Genomic DNA, 18,978 nt, shown 5'->3' with positions numbered 1-18,978 from the left:
ACATTTAGTTAATGCTAATAAAAAATAGTTCGATAAAACGGTTGACGATAGGAAATTAATTCGGTAGAATAGCGAAGTAAAAACGTTAATTTTAGAAAACTAAACCATGAGGTGAAATTAAATGTCATCAGTTGTTATTGTTGGTAGTCAATGGGGCGATGAAGGAAAAGGTAAGATGACCGATTACCTGAGCCAAGAGGCAGACGTCGTAGTCCGTTCACAAGGTGGTAATAATGCCGGTCATACAATTGCCTTTGATGGTAAGAAGTTCGCGTTACGCCTTGTTCCATCTGGTATTTTTGCTAAGGATAAATTAGCAGTAATTGGAAACGGGGTAGTTATTAACCCGCCTGCATTGCTAAAAGAATTGCATTATCTTCAAGACAACGGGATCGATATTTCAGGCTTACGTATTTCCAGTCGTTCCCATATTACATTCCCATACCACATTCTCCTTGATAAATGCCAAGAAGAAGCAAAGGGTGATCACAAGGTTGGAACAACGAAGAATGGTATTGGCCCCACTTACATGGATAAGGTATCACGAGTTGGTATTCGGATGTGTGACTTACTTGAAAAGGATACATTCAAAGAAAAACTTGAACGTAATTTAGCTGAAAAGAATGAACTTTTCACTAAGCTTTACCATGTTGACCCAATTAATTTTGATGATATCTTTGAAAGCTATTACGAATACGGCCAAGAATTGAAACAATATGTTACTGATACAGCACAAATTGTTAACGATGCCCTTGACCAAGATAAGAAAGTTCTGTTTGAAGGTGCGCAAGGGGTTATGCTTGACGTTGACCAAGGAACATACCCATACGTAACAGCTTCAAACCCAATCGCTGGTGGGGTATGTACTGGTGTTGGCGTAGGCCCTAATAAGATTGAAACGGTTGTTGGAATTTGTAAGGCATATTCTACTCGTGTTGGTGCCGGTCCATTCCCAACTGAATTAACAGATGAAATTGGTGATCAAATTCGTGAAACCGGTCATGAATATGGAACTGTAACTGGCCGTCCGCGTCGTGTTGGTTGGTTTGATAGCGTAGCAATGCGTCATGCCCGCCGTGTTTCAGGAATTAGTTGCCTTAGTCTTAACTTGCTTGATGTTTTGACTGGTTTAAAGACTGTTAAGATCTGTACTTCATATAAGCTTGATGGCAAACAAATTGATTACTACCCAGCTAGCTTGAAGGAACTGGAACGTTGCGAACCAGTTTACGAAGAACTTCCAGGTTGGGATGAAGATATCACTGGTGCTAAGCAATTTGAAGATTTGCCTATCAATGCGCAAAACTACTTGAAGCGGGTAAGTGAATTATCAGAATCACCACTTGCGACTGTTTCTGTTGGTGCTGACCGGATTCAAACAATTATTGTTAAGGATCCATGGGAGTTAGCACATAAGTAAAAAAAGAGCTTCTAACGTTTACATTTTTGAGCGTTAGAAGCTTTTTATCTAAATGATGAGTTCAATAACTAGGAAGATTGACAGCAACGCGATTGACCCTTAGAATAATAATAATACTTAAATGGTGGTTCCCGTTAGCTTCTTAGGTATATGGGAAGACTCAGGTGAATTTCTGGATCCTTCCTGCAATAGCGGAGGGTCTTATTATTTTAGAAGATTTTAAATTAAGGAAGTGACATGATGGCTCATGAGATTGTAGACGGCTCAAGTATGCAACGTGCATTGACCCGGATTACTTATGAGATTATCGAACAAAATAAAGGTGTCGATAACTTGGTATTTGTTGGAATTAAGACGCGGGGAGTGTACTTAGCGAAGCGCTTGGCAAAGCGACTTAACCAATTAGAAAATGTTGAAATTCCGGTGGCAGCGCTTGATGTTTCTCTTTATCGTGATGACCGTCATGTACCAGATCCACATCAAGAACCGACAGTAAAAACTGACCAATTAGATATTGATATTACAGATAAACATGTCATTTTGGTAGACGATGTACTATTTACTGGGCGGACAGTCCGAGCAGCATTGGATGCTTTAATGGATATGGGGCGGCCAAATCGAATTTCACTTGCAGTCCTTGTCGATCGGGGACACCGTGAATTGCCTATTCGTCCTGATTTTGTCGGGAAGAACATTCCAACAGCGATGAACGAGACTGTCCATGTTGCGGTTGAAGAATACGATGGTCATGAAGACGTCACAATTGAACATAATTAACAACTAGGGGCTTAGGAATAGCCTCTTTTTTCTACTTAAAGTCAAGTCATATCAGCATTTAGTGACTGTATTGACCTGACTTTTTTTATCTAATATTTCTCCACCAGTCAACAGTAGCGTATTCGCTAAATACACGCGTCCCAAATTTTTTGCGGAACCAGCGAACCTGCTGAGGCGTAAAGCCGCGACAGACAAAAGGCAGCTTTTCCCAATGGCGGTAAAGCTCGTAAAGCAAGAGAATATACTGCTCTTTTGTAATGTCTTGGGGCGCAATTTCACTGACCATGGTGGTAGATATTCCGGTACCGAGTGCGGGAAATGTATCGAGGCTGATTTTATACATTGGATGATCGCCAATATTAGTAGTAAAAACCATCAGTGCCTGCTTTTGTCGTGGACGATAAATCTCTTCAATGCGCCGGTTAATTTTTTGTACTCGGCGTTTTGTTGGATTTAAAATGATATTTCTCATACGAATGCCTCTAATCGAACATCTGTTTTGAAATAGTATATCATAAGAAAACTTATCGATAAATGCTTACTTTTTATTTACTTATTTTTAATAAATAGTTATTATAAAACTTATGCATAAATTGAGAGAGGAGAAAACGATGAAAAAGCCGATTATTGGAATATCAGGCTCACGGATTATTAAGCAACAAGGTCCATGGCCGGGATATTACCGTAGTTATGTTAATGAAGATTATGTTGATTCAGTAATTCAAAATAACGGGGTTCCTTATATTATTCCATTTAATGAAGACCCGGAAGTAACAGTTATGCAGGTTAAAAACGTTGATGGGCTGATTTTGTCAGGCGGTCATGATATTGATCCGCGTCTTTACGGCGAAGAATCCTTGCCTAAAATTGACGAGATCTGGCCTGCTCGTGATAGTTTCGACATGTTATTACTACGAGAAGCAGAGAAACAGCAAAAACCGGTATTGGGAATTTGTCGTGGCGCACAATTAATTAATGTTGCCCATGGCGGTTCACTCTACCAAGATTTTAGTTATCGTGAACAATTGACATTAAAACATAGCCAGGGTCACACTCCTGATCTTGAAACACAATCAGTAGTTCTAGAACCGAAAAGCTATCTTGCAAAGTTATTTGGTAAAAAGGAACTGAGTGTAAACACTTTTCACCACCAATTAATCAAAGAGGTAGGAAAGGGCCTTAACCCTGTTGCGCACGCGAAAGATGGGGTTATTGAAGCCGTTGAAAATAATGATGGTTCATTGATCGGCGTCCAATGGCATCCAGAAATGCTTCATCGTAGCGATCCAGAAATGAACAAACTATTTATTGATTTAATTAAGAAGTCAGCGAAAGAAGGATAAAAGGGATGACAAAGACAAAACTAGGCTTTTGGTCTATCGTATTGTTAGCGATTAATTCAATCATTGGGTCGGGGATTTTCTTAACCCCGGGATCGGTTGTTTCAATGGTCGGAACTAAGGCACCTTTAGCCTATTTCTTTGCGGCAATTTTCGCATCAATTCTTGCAATTACATTTGCTGCCGCTGCTAAATATGTCAACAAAAGCGGGGCAGCTTACTCGTATGCCAAAGCGGCATATGGGGAGAACATGGGCTTTTACATGGGGGTTGTTCGGTTCTTTTCAGCCTCAGTTGCTTGGGGTGTAATGGCGGTCGGTGTTATTCGGACGACTTTTTCTATTTTTGGCTGGAACCAGTCATTTTGGAATATCACCCTTGGCTTTATTGTCCTAATGTTGATTATTATGATAATTAATATGATGGGAAGACGGGTATTTACGGTTATTAATGACTTATCAACGATTGGTAAGTTAGGTGCGCTTGCCCTAATTATTGTAGCGGGGATAGTTGTTTTACTTAAAACCGGAGCTAACCATTTTAATGAGCTTAACGATATGACAACTAGCACCGGCAAACCATTAATCCCAGCATTCACAACGTCTGGATTCGTAATGGCAGTGATTTCTGCATTCTATGCCTTTACCGGATTTGAAGCAGTTGCTACTGGTTCGGAAGATATGAAAGAACCAGAGAAAAATTTACCCCGTGCAATTCCACTGGCGATCCTCGTGATTGCACTTGTTTATATTTGTACAATTGCAGTAGCGATGATGGTAAATCCTGCTGCGATGGTTACAACAAAACAGGTTGTTGCATTGGTCGCAATCTTTCATAATAAAGTATTACAAGATGTGATTCTTGTAGGTGCTATTATTTCGATGTTTGGGATTAATGTCGCTTCTTCTTTCCATACACCGCGAGTATTAGAAGCAATGGCTAATGAAAACCAGGTGCCGCAATTTATTGCTCGGCGAACGAAGCGAAATTTCCCATTAGTTTCATTTGTAATTACATTAGTGTTGGCAATGGGGATTCCGATGGCGTTCCAATATAATTTGCCAACGATTATCGTTATTAGCGCAACGGTGCGGTTCTTTGAGTTTATTGTTATCCCGCTAGGAGTTATTCGCTTCTATCGGGGAACAAATCGTGAAGAAATCCTACCAGCTAACAAACATTTCTTTACTGATGTGATTTTACCAATTCTTTCCGTCGTTATTACTGTCTTCTTACTGCTTCGTTATGATTGGGTAAGTGAATTTAGTATTAGGCATAACGGACAATTGGTGCCAAATTGGTTTGCGATTTTTGGAATGCTTTTTGGCTTTATAATTTTACCGTTAATCTTATTCTGGCTAACGAGACGTGAACGGGCGGAAAACGAAAAATAAATAAAACAAAGACTCTACAGAATTAAAAAGTGTTCAACGACTGCACAATCGTTGAACACTTATTTTTTAGATAATAACAGTAGCGGATATCGCACATTATCGGCTACTAATTAAATGGACGTTTTGTCCGATTGAAGAGCCTAATGAAAAAAGCAACCATTGGCACCACCCTAGAAGAAAGAACTGTTAAGTTTTGGGAGTTTATTTGAAATTATCCTTATTAAAATGAGAAAAAAGATAAGGATATAAAAATAGATTCTTTTCTTCAAAGTTGTCTTTATCGTTAGAATTTCAATTCAGGTGTATCTTAACACCTTATTTATCACTTGTTAACAGTATTGAGAGATTATGCACCAATAGTGTAAAAGTTCCACTAAAAATATATTTTCTTTAGCTGAGGATCAATTTTTACTATTTTTTAACTTGAAATAGTATTATGCTAAAGTACTAGGAGGTAAAAGATGGATATTCGCAAGATTAATACGTTAAATCGAATAAAAGAAGGATTCATTGCCGTTCTAGATTCTAAAAAACTGTCTGAAGTTACTACAAATGATATTGTAAATAGTGCGGAGATCAGTAAGAAAACCTTCTACAATTACTATCAAAATAAACATGAACTTCTTCATGATATAGAAGATGAATTATTAAATAAGTTACGACAAGCGTTGATAACTGATCGAGAGACTTTAAAGAATGACAATCATCTTCCGGATGCTGATGAGATCAAGAATTTAGCTGGTGTTGCTTTTAACCAGACTTTATCATTTTGCAATGAGAACAAGCATTTCTTGGTAAACTTGCTTTCTTCAAATGGTGACATGCAGCTTTATCAAATGATTGTCGAGTTAGCAAACGACGAATTTGATGCTCGTGTCCCATATTTATTTGGTGATATTGATATAAGCAAGGCTGATGTCAAGTCACCGTTACCATTTGCGTTTATTAAGACGCTCTACATCAATACTATTGTCAATTTATTGATGTTATGGGGTGCGGCGCCTGATTCCTTAAGCATTAATGAAATTAAATCGATTGCTGGTTTAGTTCAAACTAAGTCTCCGGTAGAATTGATTGAAATTTATAAGTCATATTCAGAGTAAAAAAATCCGTTCAAATAGGTAATTTAGCCTTATTGAACGGATTATATTTTTTATTAAAAAAGCAGTTAATCGATTTTTCGCGACCACTGAAATTTAAGAGCAACGTTTTCCAATCCAAGAACATGGCGAATAATTAAGGCACCAGCTCCAAGTAATGAGACGTATTGTGACCCGTTAATAATCTTTAAGGGCACCTGATACTCATACTCTTGGAGTTTTTTGTTAAGTTTAAGAGTAAATGCAGGCATAACTTCTAGCAATGGCGAATTGATGTAGATTCTTTCGGGACCGTAAAGATAAGTTAAGTTAATAATGAGCTGACTGAATATTTCTACAGTATTATTAAGCACTTTCTCAACTTTTGCATTGGGATGCCGAGTTAATTGGTGAATTTCGCGATAAGAAAGATTACTATGTCCGGTTGCCTTTTCTAACTGCTGCTGGATAAAATCAACTGAGCAATAATCACCGACTTCTTGCAGTTTTCCTTGTTGATTGGGGACTTTTACACTTCCTAATTCACCAACCATTCCACGAAAGCCGCTGAATAATTGATGATTTGCAATAATACCGATTCCAGGGCCGCGATGAACGCTAAGGACAATGAAATTTTTGGGTGTTGATTGATTTGCATAGTCCCGCTCAAAAATAGCAGCCAGATTAGCTTCGTTTTCGATTAAGACAGGTACACCGTAATGTTTTTCATAATATTCTCGTAAATCAATACCATTTAGTGGAAAATAGGGAGAATGGATTACCTTATTGTGATCTACTACGGCATGAATTGAAAAACTAATTCCTAATAAGCCTCGTTCAGTTGCATATTTATCCTTTGCTTTTTCAAGTGCCTGATTAATTAAGTTCATTACAGTTAAGATTTCATGATTTGCTAAATCAATGCGGTGATAACTAAGCTCATGTCCTGCCATGTTAAGGAACATAATATGAAGATGTGCATAGGTAATATTAAAACAAGCAACGTAACCATAATTTTCGTTGAAACGATAAATCTCTGGTTTGCGTCCGCCGCTTTCTGTTGATGAGCCGCGGCCAATGCGTTTGATGTAATTACGGTCATCAAGTTCCTTAAACAGTGATGAGATTGTTGATTTATGGAGACCAGTATTACGAGCAATATCAGCGCGTGAAATGGCAGAGTGATTAAATAGTTCTTTTGTAACTGCCTTTAAATTAATAGTTCGCGTTAAATCATGATTATTATTTTTGTCCATGACTGGCCTCCGTAAATAAAAAAGCGGGAGTAGAAAAATAACTCTATTCCCACTAGAATTTGTAAGATTCGATTGTTGTATTTTGAGTAAGAGAATAAGTTGAAACACTATAATTGTACTGATTGAATCTTATCCGTCAAGTCGAAGGTCTTAACCTGATCATCAAGATGGACAAATAATTTTGGCAATTGGTTCATTGCAGAAGTATCAACAGTTATTTTATCGCCATTACGCGAAACAGAAACTTGACCGTGATGATTTCCTTCTTCATCGACAATGTCTTGGGTGTGAGTACCTTCTGTTGGCTGATAAACATGAAGCTCTGGGGCAGTTAAGTAATCATATTTAGCGTGCTCTGCGTTAGGATTAGTAAGAAGAATGGCATTTTGTCGAGCAAGGAGAGGCAAAGTCATGTAATCAAATTTTTCGTTAATCCATTGACCAGTTGAAATATTGTAGGACTTATTTGTTAAGATATTTGTCCACTTACCAGTTGGTAGGTAATACTTAGCTTCACTACGGTCATTAAAGATTGGTGCAACTAATAATTGTGAGCCAAGCATATACTGCGTACTAATTGTTTCAGCGCCTTGATCTGCTGGGAATTCCATAAACATTGGCCGCATCATTGGGTACCCATGTTCGTGCGTTTCAACTGCTTGCTCAAACAGATATGGCATTAGTGAAAGCTTATTTTTAACGAATTTACGAGAAACGTTGACGGCTTCTTTGTCGTAATGCCAAGGAACACGGTATTCAGAACTACCATGATAACGGCTGTGAGTAGAAAGAAGGCCGAATTGGGTCCACCGTTTATAAAGATCGCTAGGACAGTGGTCATTAAAACCACCGATGTCATGGCTCCAGAAACCAAACCCAGAACTCATAAAGGAAAGGCCTCCACGAAGAGAAGCAGCCATTGAGGTGTAACGAGAATCACTATCACCACCCCAGTTAACAGGGAACTGCTGAGTGCCAACCGTAGCTGAACGCGCAAAGACAACTGCTTCTTTTTCACCTTTAACTTCTTTAATGGCATTAAAGACAGTTTGATTATAGAGGAATGTATAGTAGTTGTGCATTCTCTTAGGATCAGAGCCGTCAAAGTAAACTGCATCTTTAACAGGAATTCGCTCTCCAAAGTCAGTCTTAAAGGCATCGACGCCCATATTCAATAGGTCTTTAAGATAACTTTGATACCATTTAACTGCATTAGGATTTGTAAAGTCGACAAATGCGTTTCCAGCTTGCCATCGGTCCCATTGCCATGGATTCCCGTCTGGACGCTTAATTAGATAGCCTTGATCGCGAGCTTCTTTAAATAATCGTGACTTTTGGCTAATATATGGGTTTAGCCAAACGCAGACTTTAATGCCGCGGTCATGAATTTTTTTAATTAGGCCAGCAGGATCTGGGAACATATCTTTGTCCCATTCAAAACTTGTCCATTCGAAACCTTTCATCCAGAAACAATCAAAATGAAAGACATCTAATGGAATATTATTTTCTTTCATTTTATCAATAATATTAAGGACTGTTTCTTCACTGTAGTCTGTAGTAAAGGAAGTAGTGAGCCAAAGTCCGAATGACCAAGCTGGTGGAAGAGCGGGTTTTCCGGTTAGGGAAGTGTAATTAACAAGGATGTCTTTAGGAGTAGGACCATAAATAACATAGTATTGGATACTTTGCCCTTCCACACTGAATTGAACTTTATCGTTGTATTCAGATGCTACTTCAAATGATACTGTTTCAGGTTGGTCGACAAAGACTCCGTATCCACGGTTAGTAAGGTAGAATGGAATGTTCTTATATGTTTGCTCGCTTCCAGTTCCACCGTCCTTATTAACTGTATCAACGGTCTGCCCGTTCTTAACAAAGTGAGTAAATCTTTCGCCTAAACCGTAAACATATTCACTAACATCAAGATCGAGTGCTTCACGCATATAATGTTTGCCCGATTTTCTGTCGGTAATTTCTCCTTGCATACCAGGTTCAGAAGAAGTTAATAATTTACCATTGCCCCTGAACTGCATCTTAAAGGGTTGCTTGCCTAGTGGAATAGTTACCGCAAGATCACCGGATTTTACAGTGAAGTGGTCATTTTCTTTAATATCGGCATCCATTGGAACGTGCTGGTCGTTAATGTGGAAACTAGGCTGTTTTGGAAATTGATCGAAATGAGTCAATTTAATACCAAGGACGTTTTTTAATGGTGACGTAACATCAATTGTTGTTGCCCCGACATCGGTAGTTTGATCACGGTTGTTAACAGCTTTGTAAGGTACAAAAATAGTAGCTTTTTTATTATCATCACTAATACGATAATCATAGACCTGTGCTGGTGAATTAATATCAAAATTATCTTTTATTAGCCATAAACCATTTGTAAATTTCATAAGTATCCTCCTTGATTAGTTTGTCTACGATAAAAACTAACTGAATACAACTAGATTGTAAAATTTAATGTAAACGCTGTCAAGTGAAAAAATATAGAATTAAATTTACAACATATGCCTTTAATGTAGATAAAAGCGGAATTGTTATTATTTTTATTCTCCACCCAAGAAAGCGCTTGCAAAAATAAAACGAAAATGCTAGTATGTGTTTGTCTAAACAAACAACAAACAGTTGGACTTATGCAATTATTTTAAGAGGTGCTTATTATGGATAAATCTTCAGGAACAAACAAAGAAGTGCATATGCCTAATCTTGTTCATTGGCCTGAACGAATTAGTTATGCGGCTAGTGATTTTGCATGTAACATTTCTTTTGGTTTAATTTCAAATTTCTTGATGTTCTTTTATACGGATGCATTTGGGATTACTGCGGCAACCGTTGGAACACTATTCTTAGTTGCACGATTAGTTGATGCAGTTGATGGTCCATTCTGGGGAATTTGTATCGACCATACCCATACGCGGTGGGGAAAATCCCGACCGTATTGGTTATGGTTTACAATCCCATATTCAATCTTTTGTGTTTTAGTTTTTACAACACCAAATATGAGTTTGGAAGGTAAAATTATTTGGGCTTATATTACCTATATTGGTGTTGATGTTTTATACTCAGCGGTTAATATCCCAATTACATCAATTTTGCCAAATTTAACTAATAATCCTAATGAACGGGTTACTTTAAGTACAATTCGGCAGTTCTTTGGTACAGCTGGCGGAACATTAGTTTCTGTTCTAGCTTTACCAATGGTTAATGCTTTCGGTCATGGTAATGAACAAAAAGGGTTCTTTATCTCTAGTATTATCCTTTCTATCGTTGGTTGCGTATTATTGCTGAATACGTTTGCCAATACTCGTGAGCGAATTCAAACTAAGGAATCAAAACAGGCTTTACCGATAAAAACATCTCTCAAAGCGTTGAAGCATAACTGGCCATGGGCAGTTATTATTTTCATCAACTTTATTTACTGGATGGGAATGCAAACTCGTAATCAAGTCACGGTATATTTCTTTAAGTACAATATGAATGCAGCCTGGCTAACTTCGATTATGCTTGGACTTCAATTGGCAGCATTAATTACTGTTGCAATCACGCCATGGTGCTCAAAGAGATTTGGAAAGCGGAATACAATGTTAGCCGGAATGCTTATCGCTATTGCTGGTCAGTTTGTAATGTATCTTGGTGCTAAAACGTTAAGTGTTGGTACAATCATTGCTGCAAATATTATTGTTAACTTGGGTACGGGACTTGTATCTGGATTAATTGCCGTTATGCTTGCTGATGCCGTTGATTATGGTGAATGGAAGAATGGTGTTCGTGCAGAAGGAATTGTTACTTCATTCTCAAGCTTTAGTGCCAAATTTGGTATGGGTATTGGTGGTGCCGTTACTGGTTGGATTTTAAGTATGGGTGGTTATGTTGCTAACCACGCTCAGACAACATCATCTCTCAATGCCATTACTACTAACTATGTTTGGGTTCCGATGATTGGTTTTGCTCTTTCAGCTGTTGCCCTTCTTTTCTACAAAGTTGATTCGTTTGAAGGTAAGATGCAATCTGATTTGCGTGCAAAACATGAACGTGAACGCCAACAAGAAAAGTAAACAGTGATTTGGGAGGGCCGAGTTAGTCCTCCTATTTACTTATTGTGTGAGGGGATGAGATACGTGAAAAAAGATTATCTAAGCATTGATGTAGGTGGCACTGAAACAAAATACGGAATTTTAGATCGATCAGGAAACATAATATACCATTCCAAAGTTTCTACACCTAAGGAAGAACTTTCATCATTTTTGGTGATAATTGATAATTTAGTTCAAAAATATTATGACCAAATTCGTGGAGTAGCCTTTAGCGTCCCTGGACGGGTTAACCCTATTACTGGTGAAATTGGTCTCGGTGGTGCCCTTCCATATCTTGATGGCGTTAACTTGGTTGATCATTTACACAATAAATTTGGTAAAGGATTGATCGTTAGTGTGGAGAATGATGGGAAAGCAGCCGCGTTGGCAGAATTATGGTTAGGCAATTTGCGCAATGAAAAAAATTGTGCGGCAATCGTTCTTGGAACTGGTGTTGGAGGCGGGATAATTCTTGATGGGCACCTTTATCGTGGTTCGCATTATCAAGCTGGCGAGTTAAGTTTTGTTGCATTTAAAAATGGTAAAGATAAATATGGGAACGTCGGGTCAGCGGTCTTGATGATTAATCAAATAGCTAAGTATTATCATTTGCCAGATATTAATGATGGCCTTGCAGTATTTGATTTAATAAATCATCGTGACAAATATGCTTACAAAATATTTAAGAAATATTGTTGGAAAATAGCTAACCTAATTCTTAATATTCAAGCTGTTCTTGACTTGGAGCGCTATGTTATTGGTGGTGGAATCAGTGCTCAACCGATTGTTGCCGACACAATTGCAGCAGAATATCAAAAACTATTAGTAAAGTTGGATTTAACTAACATTCCACGACCAGCGATTATGAAAGCTTATTTTGAAAATAATGCTAACTTGTACGGTGGCGTTTATAACCTTTTGCTTCAAGTTAACGGAGAGTTGGAGGAAAACTAAATGTACAGTACAGATTATCCCCAATCATTTCCTGCCGGATTTTTATGGGGTGGCGCAAGTGCAGCTACCCAAATTGAAGGTGGATGGAATGTTGATGGCAAAGGTTTATCCGGCGCAGAATGCATCATTGCCGGTGGACAAAAAAATTCTACACAAGACAATGTAACAAAAAAAGATCTTTTACTAGCAGTGAAAAGTCAATCAGAAATGAAATATCCGAAGCGACATGGAAATGATTTTTATCATCGCTACAAAGAAGATATCCAATTGATGGCTAAAATGGGGTTTCAAGCATATCGATTGTCAATCTCTTGGTCACGTATTTTCCCTCATGGAGATGATGAAAAGCCGAACGAAAAAGGCTTGGAGTTTTACGATCGGATTTTTGATGAATTACATCGGTATAATATTGAACCGGTAGTCACGCTTTTTCATTATGATACCCCGGTTGCGTTGACCTTTAAGTATAACGGCTGGGCAGATCGAAAAATCATCTCAGCGGCGACCAGATATACTCAATTAGTATTAAAACGTTACAGTGATAAAGTTCGTTATTGGATGACTTTTAATGAAATAAATACCGGAACAACAGGCTTTCACGCGACGGGTGCAGTTGATAGTGATCTTTCAAAACATGAACAATTGCAGTTACGTTATCAAGCACTTCACCATCAATTTATTGCGAGTGCTATTGCAACAAAGCAATTACACCAAATAAATCCGCAGGCTAAGATGGGGTGTATGATTGGCCGTGACCAAACCTATCCTGCAACGGCTAATCCTAGTGATAGTATCCTAGCTCAGCAAGAAGACCGTCTAAATTTGTTTTACCCTGATGTGCAAATCCGCGGCGAATATCCTGAGTATATGAACCGATATTTTAAGGATCATGGTATAAAAATTAAAATGAAACCAGACGATCAACAATTATTAAAGAAAAATACGGTTGATTATTTAAGTTTTAGCTATTATACGTCAAGAGTATCTAATAGTCGTCCAACCAGTAGTGATAAGAAAATAACAGTTAATATGGCGAATGGGTTTAATAATCCTTATCTTGAGGGAACACCGTGGGGATGGCTAATAGATCCTGTAGGGTTGAGAGTAACACTCAATGAGTTTTGGGATAGGTATCATGTTCCACTATTCATTGTTGAAAATGGGCTAGGAGCAGTAGATCAATTAACTAATGACCGAAAGATTCATGATGATTACCGGATTAATTACTTACAAAGTCACTTGGAACAGGTAAAAGAAGCAATCAAAGATGGTGTGAATTTAATTGGCTATTTGATGTGGTCACCAATTGACTTAGTATCGTTCTCTACTTCAGAAATGAAAAAAAGATATGGCTTGGTATATGTTGATCTTGATAATGACGGGAACGGATCACTTAACCGTATTCCTAAAGACTCGTTCTATTGGTATCGACAGGTAATTAAAACAAATGGACTTAAATTGTAGGAGTGAGAAAAATGTATGCAACAGACTATCCAAAAACTTTTCCGGAAAATTTTCTTTGGGGCGGTGCAACGGCTGCTAGTCAAATTGAAGGAGCTTGGAATATTGATGGAAAAAAACTTTCTGGAGCTGAATGTATTAAAGGAGCTAAGAAAGGAAACATTAACTCAACATTAGATGATGCAACGTTAAGGAGTATTACCGAAGCTGTTAATAGCGATTCAGAAAAAGAGTATCCCAAACGTCATGGGAATGATTTTTATCACCACTATAAAGAAGATATTCGCTTGTTAGCAGATATGGGATTTAAGGCATTTCGGATTTCAATTGCATGGTCAAGAATTTTCCCTAATGGTGATGAATTAACGCCAAATGAAAAGGGCTTGGAGTTTTATGACCGTGTTTTTGACGAAATGCGTAAATATAATATTGAACCAGTAGTTACACTATCACACTATGAAATGCCGATTGGATTAACCCTCAAATATAACGGGTGGGCTAGTCGCCAAGCAATTAGTGACTTTACTCGATATACGGAAACAGTATTTAGAAGATATAAGGACAAAGTTAAGTATTGGATGACATTTAATGAAATAAATACCGGAACAACAGGCTTTCATGCGACTGGAGCACTAGAAGATGGATTGAAGACAGAAAATGAAAAATTACAGTTGCGCTATCAAGCGCTTCACTATCAGTTTGTAGCGAGTTCGTTGGCAACAAAACAGCTTCATGAAATTATTCCAGGAGCGAAAATGGGTTGTATGCTGGCACGAATGCAGACGTATCCGGCTACATGCAATCCGGCTGATGTGGTGATGGCACAAAAAGTAGACCGGTTAAATTTATTTTTTACTGACGTTCAAGTATGCGGTGAATATCCTGAATATATGAACCGATACTTTGCAGAACATAATATTACAATTAAAATGTTAGCGAATGACCAACAAATTTTGAAGAAATATCCGGTTGATTACCTAAGCCTTAGCTACTATATGTCTAGTGCAACAACGGCCAAAGAGGTTAATGATTTAACTGCTGAGGCCACTGGAAATCAGCATGCGGTTCGTAATAAATACTTGAAGACAACACCGTGGGGATGGCAAATTGATCCGCAGGGATTACGAATTGCATTAAATACTCTATGGGATCGTTACCGCACACCATTATTTGTCGTGGAAAATGGAATGGGTAGTTATGACAAAATTAGTGAAGATGGTAAAGTTCATGATGATTATCGAATAAGTTATTTGCGGGCACATATTGAGCAGATGAAAGAAGCTGTTAAAGATGGGGTTCAACTAATGGGATATCTCACGTGGGCACCAATTGACCTTGTTTCATTTTCAACTTCACAAATGAGTAAACGCTATGGCTTTGTATATGTGGATCTTGATGATGATGGAAATGGAACGTTGGAGAGAATGCCCAAAGATTCATTTTATTGGTATAAAAAAGTAATCGCGACAAATGGCGAGAATTTAGATTGATTAATATAGAAAATTGAACCCCTAGTAGCTGACATAAGCGTCAGTATACTAGGGGTTCATTAGTATTTATATTACTTATCTTTCCAATATCGTGACCGTGTCAGCAATTCTCGTGAGCGTTGGTCAGCGGGACGATAGCCTTTATTAAATAAGTGTCGGAAGTACATCATGTTATAGAAAAAGCCAAAGAAAACAGATGGCCATGGGAACTGTACCAGGCTATTAAGCCCAAAGAAGAGGGCAACTAGTCCATAGTCAAGGGTTAGCACAATCATTAAAATAAAATTGTAATAGTCAGCACGGAAAAGAGCTGGCAGTGGGCCAAACCAAAGAGTTGTCCATGAAAAGCCGACTTTGGCAATTCGGATATCCCCCTGGTCATTAACGATTTTAGCGTAATTCGGTGGTAGGGGGAGATTGTTTAAGTTAAACGGATTTTGGTTATCATTATTATTGTTATTACCAAATGGGTTTTGCATATCTCGTCCACTTCTTTCTATAAATACTAATATTAACACATTGCACGGTTGATAGGAAACGTCTAGCAAGCTTTCAAGGAATATTAACAATTATATGGTAAACTCAAAGTGATAACCATGAAAGGGGAAATAGAGAATGCTTTTTTTCCTAAACGATAATATTCAAAGAAATAAATCTGGGATCGAGCACGCGCAGATTAAACGCTTGCACTTATTTGAAAAGTACCACCAGCCTGCTAAAATCGTTACACGTCAATATTCAAATGAACTTCATTTGGTTACGAACGAAGCAGGAATTAATGACCATGATTTTGTGAATTTATTTGATTATTTCCAAGAAGCTTGTGATGTTCCGCAAAAGAATATTCGCATTAAGGATATTCCGGTTAACCCGCGCTGGGAACGAAAAGCTGATGGAATTAATTATAATTATTATCAAAATGGTAAACGAATTCTCTATATCCGCCGTCGAAGCGATACTGACCGCCGGGTGATTAACTTACAATACTTTGATCATTTTGGGAAGTTGCTAAAAGTCAGCTGGTTTGATAGTCGGGGGTTCATTTCGGTAGAGCAGCTTTATGACTGGGAAGGGAAAATGGCTACAGAAAACTACTACCGTCCTGATGGTTCTCTTGCTATTCAACTCACTCACCAAAAAGATAAGCGGGATAAGGAGATCAAAACGTACCACCTCTTTAACTATCACGGACATGATTATCATTTTAGTGATTTCGAACAATTGACGCGGTTCTTCCTTGATGAACTGGTTACGAATAAAGAAATTTGTGGTCAGGGACCGGTTGGCTTTGTAGTTGACCGGGTTTACGAATTAGGCTGGGCAGTTTTAAATATGAAGCACCGTGTTTTTCGAGTACTACAGCTACATAATGATCATGTTAATAATCCGGCTGACATGCTGCATTCACCGCTTAATTATAACTACGATTGGGGATTGAAGCATCTTCAGGATTGGGATGGAATTATTACATTAACCCCGCAGCAGCAAAAAGATGTTTACGACCGGTTCGGTAAATTAGGTGTGAAAATATATCGGATTCCTGGCCCGATTGTCCCAGCGTCCGTTATTGACAAACGGCATGTTCCATTTAAAAAGCGGTCTAAAAACCAAGTGGTAATGGTGGCCCGTCTATCTCCAGAAAAACAGCAAGACCACTTATTAAAGGCATGGCCGCAAGTCTTAAAAGCAGTTCACAATGCTAAGCTGGATTTTTGGGGATATGCTAATGATAACTTCGATAAGACCCTTAATAAAATTGTTACTGAGGAGCAAATCAGCAGTTCGGTAACATTCCACGGCTATACAGATGATGTCAATTCAGTATATGAAGACGCCCAGCTGCTTATTTTACCGAGCCGTGCTGAAGGATTGCCTCTATCACTGGTGGAAGCCCAGTCCCATGGATTGCCGATTGTTGCTAATGATATCAAGTATGGTCCGTCAGACGTAATTATTGACCAGCAAGATGGTTTGCTAACTAAGAATGGCGACATTGATGGCTTAGCCCAAGCAATTATTAGCTTATTAACAGACCAGGAACGATTAGCGAAAATGAGTGCGAGTGCATACGAAGATAGTAAACGTTATTCGGAACCGAATGTGATGAAATTGTGGAATGAACTGGTAGCTGATATGCAAGCAAAGGGGGAAGAGTAAAGTGTGCTTTTTTGTAAATCAGTATTTATTAAGTAGTAACTCTAGTGTTGAACATGCGGAAATAAAACGGCTAGCCTTATTCAAAAAGCATGGCGCCCCTGCAAAATTGGTAACACGTGACTTTGACCCTGTACTCCATGAAACAATAAAAAAATTTGCTTTAACTGATGACCAGCTCGTGAATATGTATGATTTCTTTGCTGGAACAACGGATTATCAAGGACAAAAACTCCACACAGAAGACCTGCCCCTGCCAATTGATTATCAGGTTGGGACCGGAAATAACTATCGTGAAGTTAAAGATGGTAACCGGCTTGTTTGTGAAGTTCACTTTGCGGCCGGGACAGTTGGTCAGGTAAACCATGTCGACTACTTTGACATTGCTGGAAACATGACGCTTCGCCAGCGTTACGATATTCGAGGCTTTAAGGCCGTGGATGAATTCTTTGGTGAGGACGGGCAGATGTATTATAGCCGTTATTACCGTCCAACCGGGCAGGTTTACCTTGAACGCTACTTTGTTAAGTCGGTTGAAAATACACCGATTAACTCCTTGAATGTATTACGAAATTACCAAGGTAAGGACTATTACTTTGATACCCTCGAAGACTTATTTACCTTTTTCCTTGATGAGTTAAACAAAGAAAATGGCGAAAATAATATCTTCATTGCTGATCGCCCAGCAGTAGCAATTAAGCCGGTTCAAAAGATGACCAGCAAAGCAAAGCGGTTCTTGTGGCTGCCAATGAATCAAGTAAACGACGGGCAGGATTTGATAAACGGACCGCTGAACTCAATGCTTGTTGAGCCAATGACAACGGCGGCAAAGAAGTGGGACGGTATTATTGTCATGACGGAAAACCAAGCAAAGGTATTACGTCGTCAAATTCATGATGTCATTCCGGTATTGGTAATTAACGGTGTACCGGTATTACAGGAGTACCAGCGAATCGATGAAGCAGATCGGAAGCAAGGGCAATTAATTTATGTTGGGCGGTTGGCGGAAGATAAGCAGACTAGCCAACTAATTAGTATGTTTGCACAGATTCACCAACAAGTACCAGCAAGTAAATTAACCCTTTACGGCTATGGGACTGTTGGAGATGTTGATAATTATAAGAAACAGGCTCAAAATATTGGTGTGGGTGATGCTGTTGAATTTGCCGGGTATCAAGTACAGCTGGATGAAGCATATGATCAAGCGCAATTGTTTGTTGATGCAAGCAGGATTGATGCACAGCCGCTTGCGATGGGTGAGGCGCTAAATCATGGAGTGCCGGTTGTTTCATATGATTATCTTTATGGCCCTGCTGAAATGGTAATCTCAGGACAAAATGGCGAAATCATTCCATTAAACAACCAAGCACGCTTTATTCAGACGGTTGTTAAATTATTACAAGATCAAAATGAGCTTCAGCAGTTGAGTAATGGTGCTTATAATAACCTTGCCGGGTTAGCTGAGGAAAAAACTTGGCAGCAATGGCAACAGTTATCATCTATATAACTAAAAATTGAGTATAATAGAATAGAAAGATAAGAGCGAAAAAATAATAGTAGTGTTTTTGAAGCCTTTA

General features: G+C 38.5%; 15 protein-coding genes. 11 read left to right on the top strand and 4 right to left on the bottom strand.

What is annotated here, in order from left to right:
* Nucleotides 1-121: 121 nt before the first annotated feature.
* Both IEU90_RS00170 and pyrR read left to right on the top strand, forming a co-directional pair.
* Nucleotides 122-1,420, top strand: a complete 1,299-nt coding sequence (locus IEU90_RS00170; RefSeq protein WP_153709483.1) for an adenylosuccinate synthase — start codon at nucleotides 122-124, stop codon at nucleotides 1,418-1,420.
* 240 nt (nucleotides 1,421-1,660) lie between these two features.
* Complete coding sequence (gene pyrR, locus IEU90_RS00165; protein WP_153709484.1) at nucleotides 1,661-2,197, top strand: bifunctional pyr operon transcriptional regulator/uracil phosphoribosyltransferase PyrR; 537 nt, start codon at nucleotides 1,661-1,663, stop codon at nucleotides 2,195-2,197.
* A gap of 85 nt (nucleotides 2,198-2,282) precedes the next feature.
* On the opposite strand, the gene IEU90_RS00160 is transcribed toward pyrR, so the two are convergent.
* The gene (locus IEU90_RS00160; protein ID WP_188357560.1) at nucleotides 2,283-2,669 is read right to left on the bottom strand and encodes a hypothetical protein; all 387 of its coding nucleotides are present in this window, start codon (nucleotides 2,667-2,669) and stop codon (nucleotides 2,283-2,285) included.
* A gap of 139 nt (nucleotides 2,670-2,808) precedes the next feature.
* Between IEU90_RS00160 and IEU90_RS00155 the strand changes: the two genes are divergently transcribed.
* From IEU90_RS00155 to IEU90_RS00145, 3 genes are all read left to right on the top strand, one after another.
* Nucleotides 2,809-3,540, top strand: coding sequence for a gamma-glutamyl-gamma-aminobutyrate hydrolase family protein (locus IEU90_RS00155; protein WP_188357559.1), 732 nt, complete (start codon nucleotides 2,809-2,811; stop codon nucleotides 3,538-3,540).
* 5 nt (nucleotides 3,541-3,545) lie between these two features.
* Nucleotides 3,546-4,931: an APC family permease gene (locus tag IEU90_RS00150; protein ID WP_153709487.1), complete on the top strand. Its 1,386-nt coding sequence runs from the start codon at nucleotides 3,546-3,548 to the stop codon at nucleotides 4,929-4,931.
* 461 nt (nucleotides 4,932-5,392) lie between these two features.
* Nucleotides 5,393-6,034 carry a TetR/AcrR family transcriptional regulator gene (locus tag IEU90_RS00145; protein WP_225431250.1) on the top strand — a complete coding sequence of 214 codons (642 nt, stop codon included), beginning with the start codon at nucleotides 5,393-5,395 and terminating at the stop codon, nucleotides 6,032-6,034.
* A gap of 65 nt (nucleotides 6,035-6,099) precedes the next feature.
* Here IEU90_RS00145 and IEU90_RS00140 read toward each other — a convergent pair whose 3' ends face one another.
* Both IEU90_RS00140 and yicI read right to left on the bottom strand, forming a co-directional pair.
* Entirely contained in the window at nucleotides 6,100-7,266 is a 1,167-nt protein-coding gene (locus IEU90_RS00140) for an ROK family transcriptional regulator (RefSeq protein ID WP_153709488.1), read from the bottom strand.
* Between the two features lie 107 nt (nucleotides 7,267-7,373).
* The gene (yicI, locus tag IEU90_RS00135) at nucleotides 7,374-9,662 is read right to left on the bottom strand and encodes an alpha-xylosidase (RefSeq protein ID WP_188357558.1); all 2,289 of its coding nucleotides are present in this window, start codon (nucleotides 9,660-9,662) and stop codon (nucleotides 7,374-7,376) included.
* 267 nt (nucleotides 9,663-9,929) lie between these two features.
* Between yicI and IEU90_RS00130 the strand changes: the two genes are divergently transcribed.
* From IEU90_RS00130 to IEU90_RS00115, 4 genes are all read left to right on the top strand, one after another.
* Nucleotides 9,930-11,324 carry an MFS transporter gene (locus tag IEU90_RS00130; RefSeq protein ID WP_153709490.1) on the top strand — a complete coding sequence of 465 codons (1,395 nt, stop codon included), beginning with the start codon at nucleotides 9,930-9,932 and terminating at the stop codon, nucleotides 11,322-11,324.
* 63 nt (nucleotides 11,325-11,387) lie between these two features.
* Nucleotides 11,388-12,296 (top strand): ROK family protein, encoded by a 909-nt coding sequence (locus tag IEU90_RS00125; protein WP_229723496.1) that lies wholly within the window; start codon nucleotides 11,388-11,390, stop codon nucleotides 12,294-12,296.
* Nucleotides 12,297-13,760, top strand: a complete 1,464-nt coding sequence (locus IEU90_RS00120; protein ID WP_153709492.1) for a glycoside hydrolase family 1 protein — start codon at nucleotides 12,297-12,299, stop codon at nucleotides 13,758-13,760.
* Between the two features lie 11 nt (nucleotides 13,761-13,771).
* Nucleotides 13,772-15,247, top strand: a complete 1,476-nt coding sequence (locus IEU90_RS00115) for a glycoside hydrolase family 1 protein (RefSeq protein WP_153709493.1) — start codon at nucleotides 13,772-13,774, stop codon at nucleotides 15,245-15,247.
* Between the two features lie 71 nt (nucleotides 15,248-15,318).
* Here the strand turns inward: IEU90_RS00115 and IEU90_RS00110 are convergent, their stop codons facing one another.
* Complete coding sequence (locus tag IEU90_RS00110; protein ID WP_153709494.1) at nucleotides 15,319-15,726, bottom strand: hypothetical protein; 408 nt, start codon at nucleotides 15,724-15,726, stop codon at nucleotides 15,319-15,321.
* Nucleotides 15,727-15,862: 136 nt separating this feature from the next.
* Here IEU90_RS00110 and asp1 point away from each other — a divergent pair, with 136 nt between their 5' ends.
* Nucleotides 15,863-17,404: an accessory Sec system glycosyltransferase Asp1 gene (asp1, locus tag IEU90_RS00105; protein WP_188357557.1), complete on the top strand. Its 1,542-nt coding sequence runs from the start codon at nucleotides 15,863-15,865 to the stop codon at nucleotides 17,402-17,404.
* Between the two features lies 1 nt (nucleotide 17,405).
* Nucleotides 17,406-18,908, top strand: coding sequence for a glycosyltransferase (locus tag IEU90_RS00100; RefSeq protein ID WP_188357556.1), 1,503 nt, complete (start codon nucleotides 17,406-17,408; stop codon nucleotides 18,906-18,908).
* The last annotated feature ends 70 nt before the right edge of the window (nucleotides 18,909-18,978 follow it).

Source organism: Limosilactobacillus caviae, from assembly GCF_014635905.1.
GTDB classification, from domain to species: domain Bacteria; phylum Bacillota; class Bacilli; order Lactobacillales; family Lactobacillaceae; genus Limosilactobacillus; species Limosilactobacillus caviae.
Note: the sequence above shows the minus strand (reverse complement) of the source record. Positions and strands in the feature narration are given on the sequence as shown.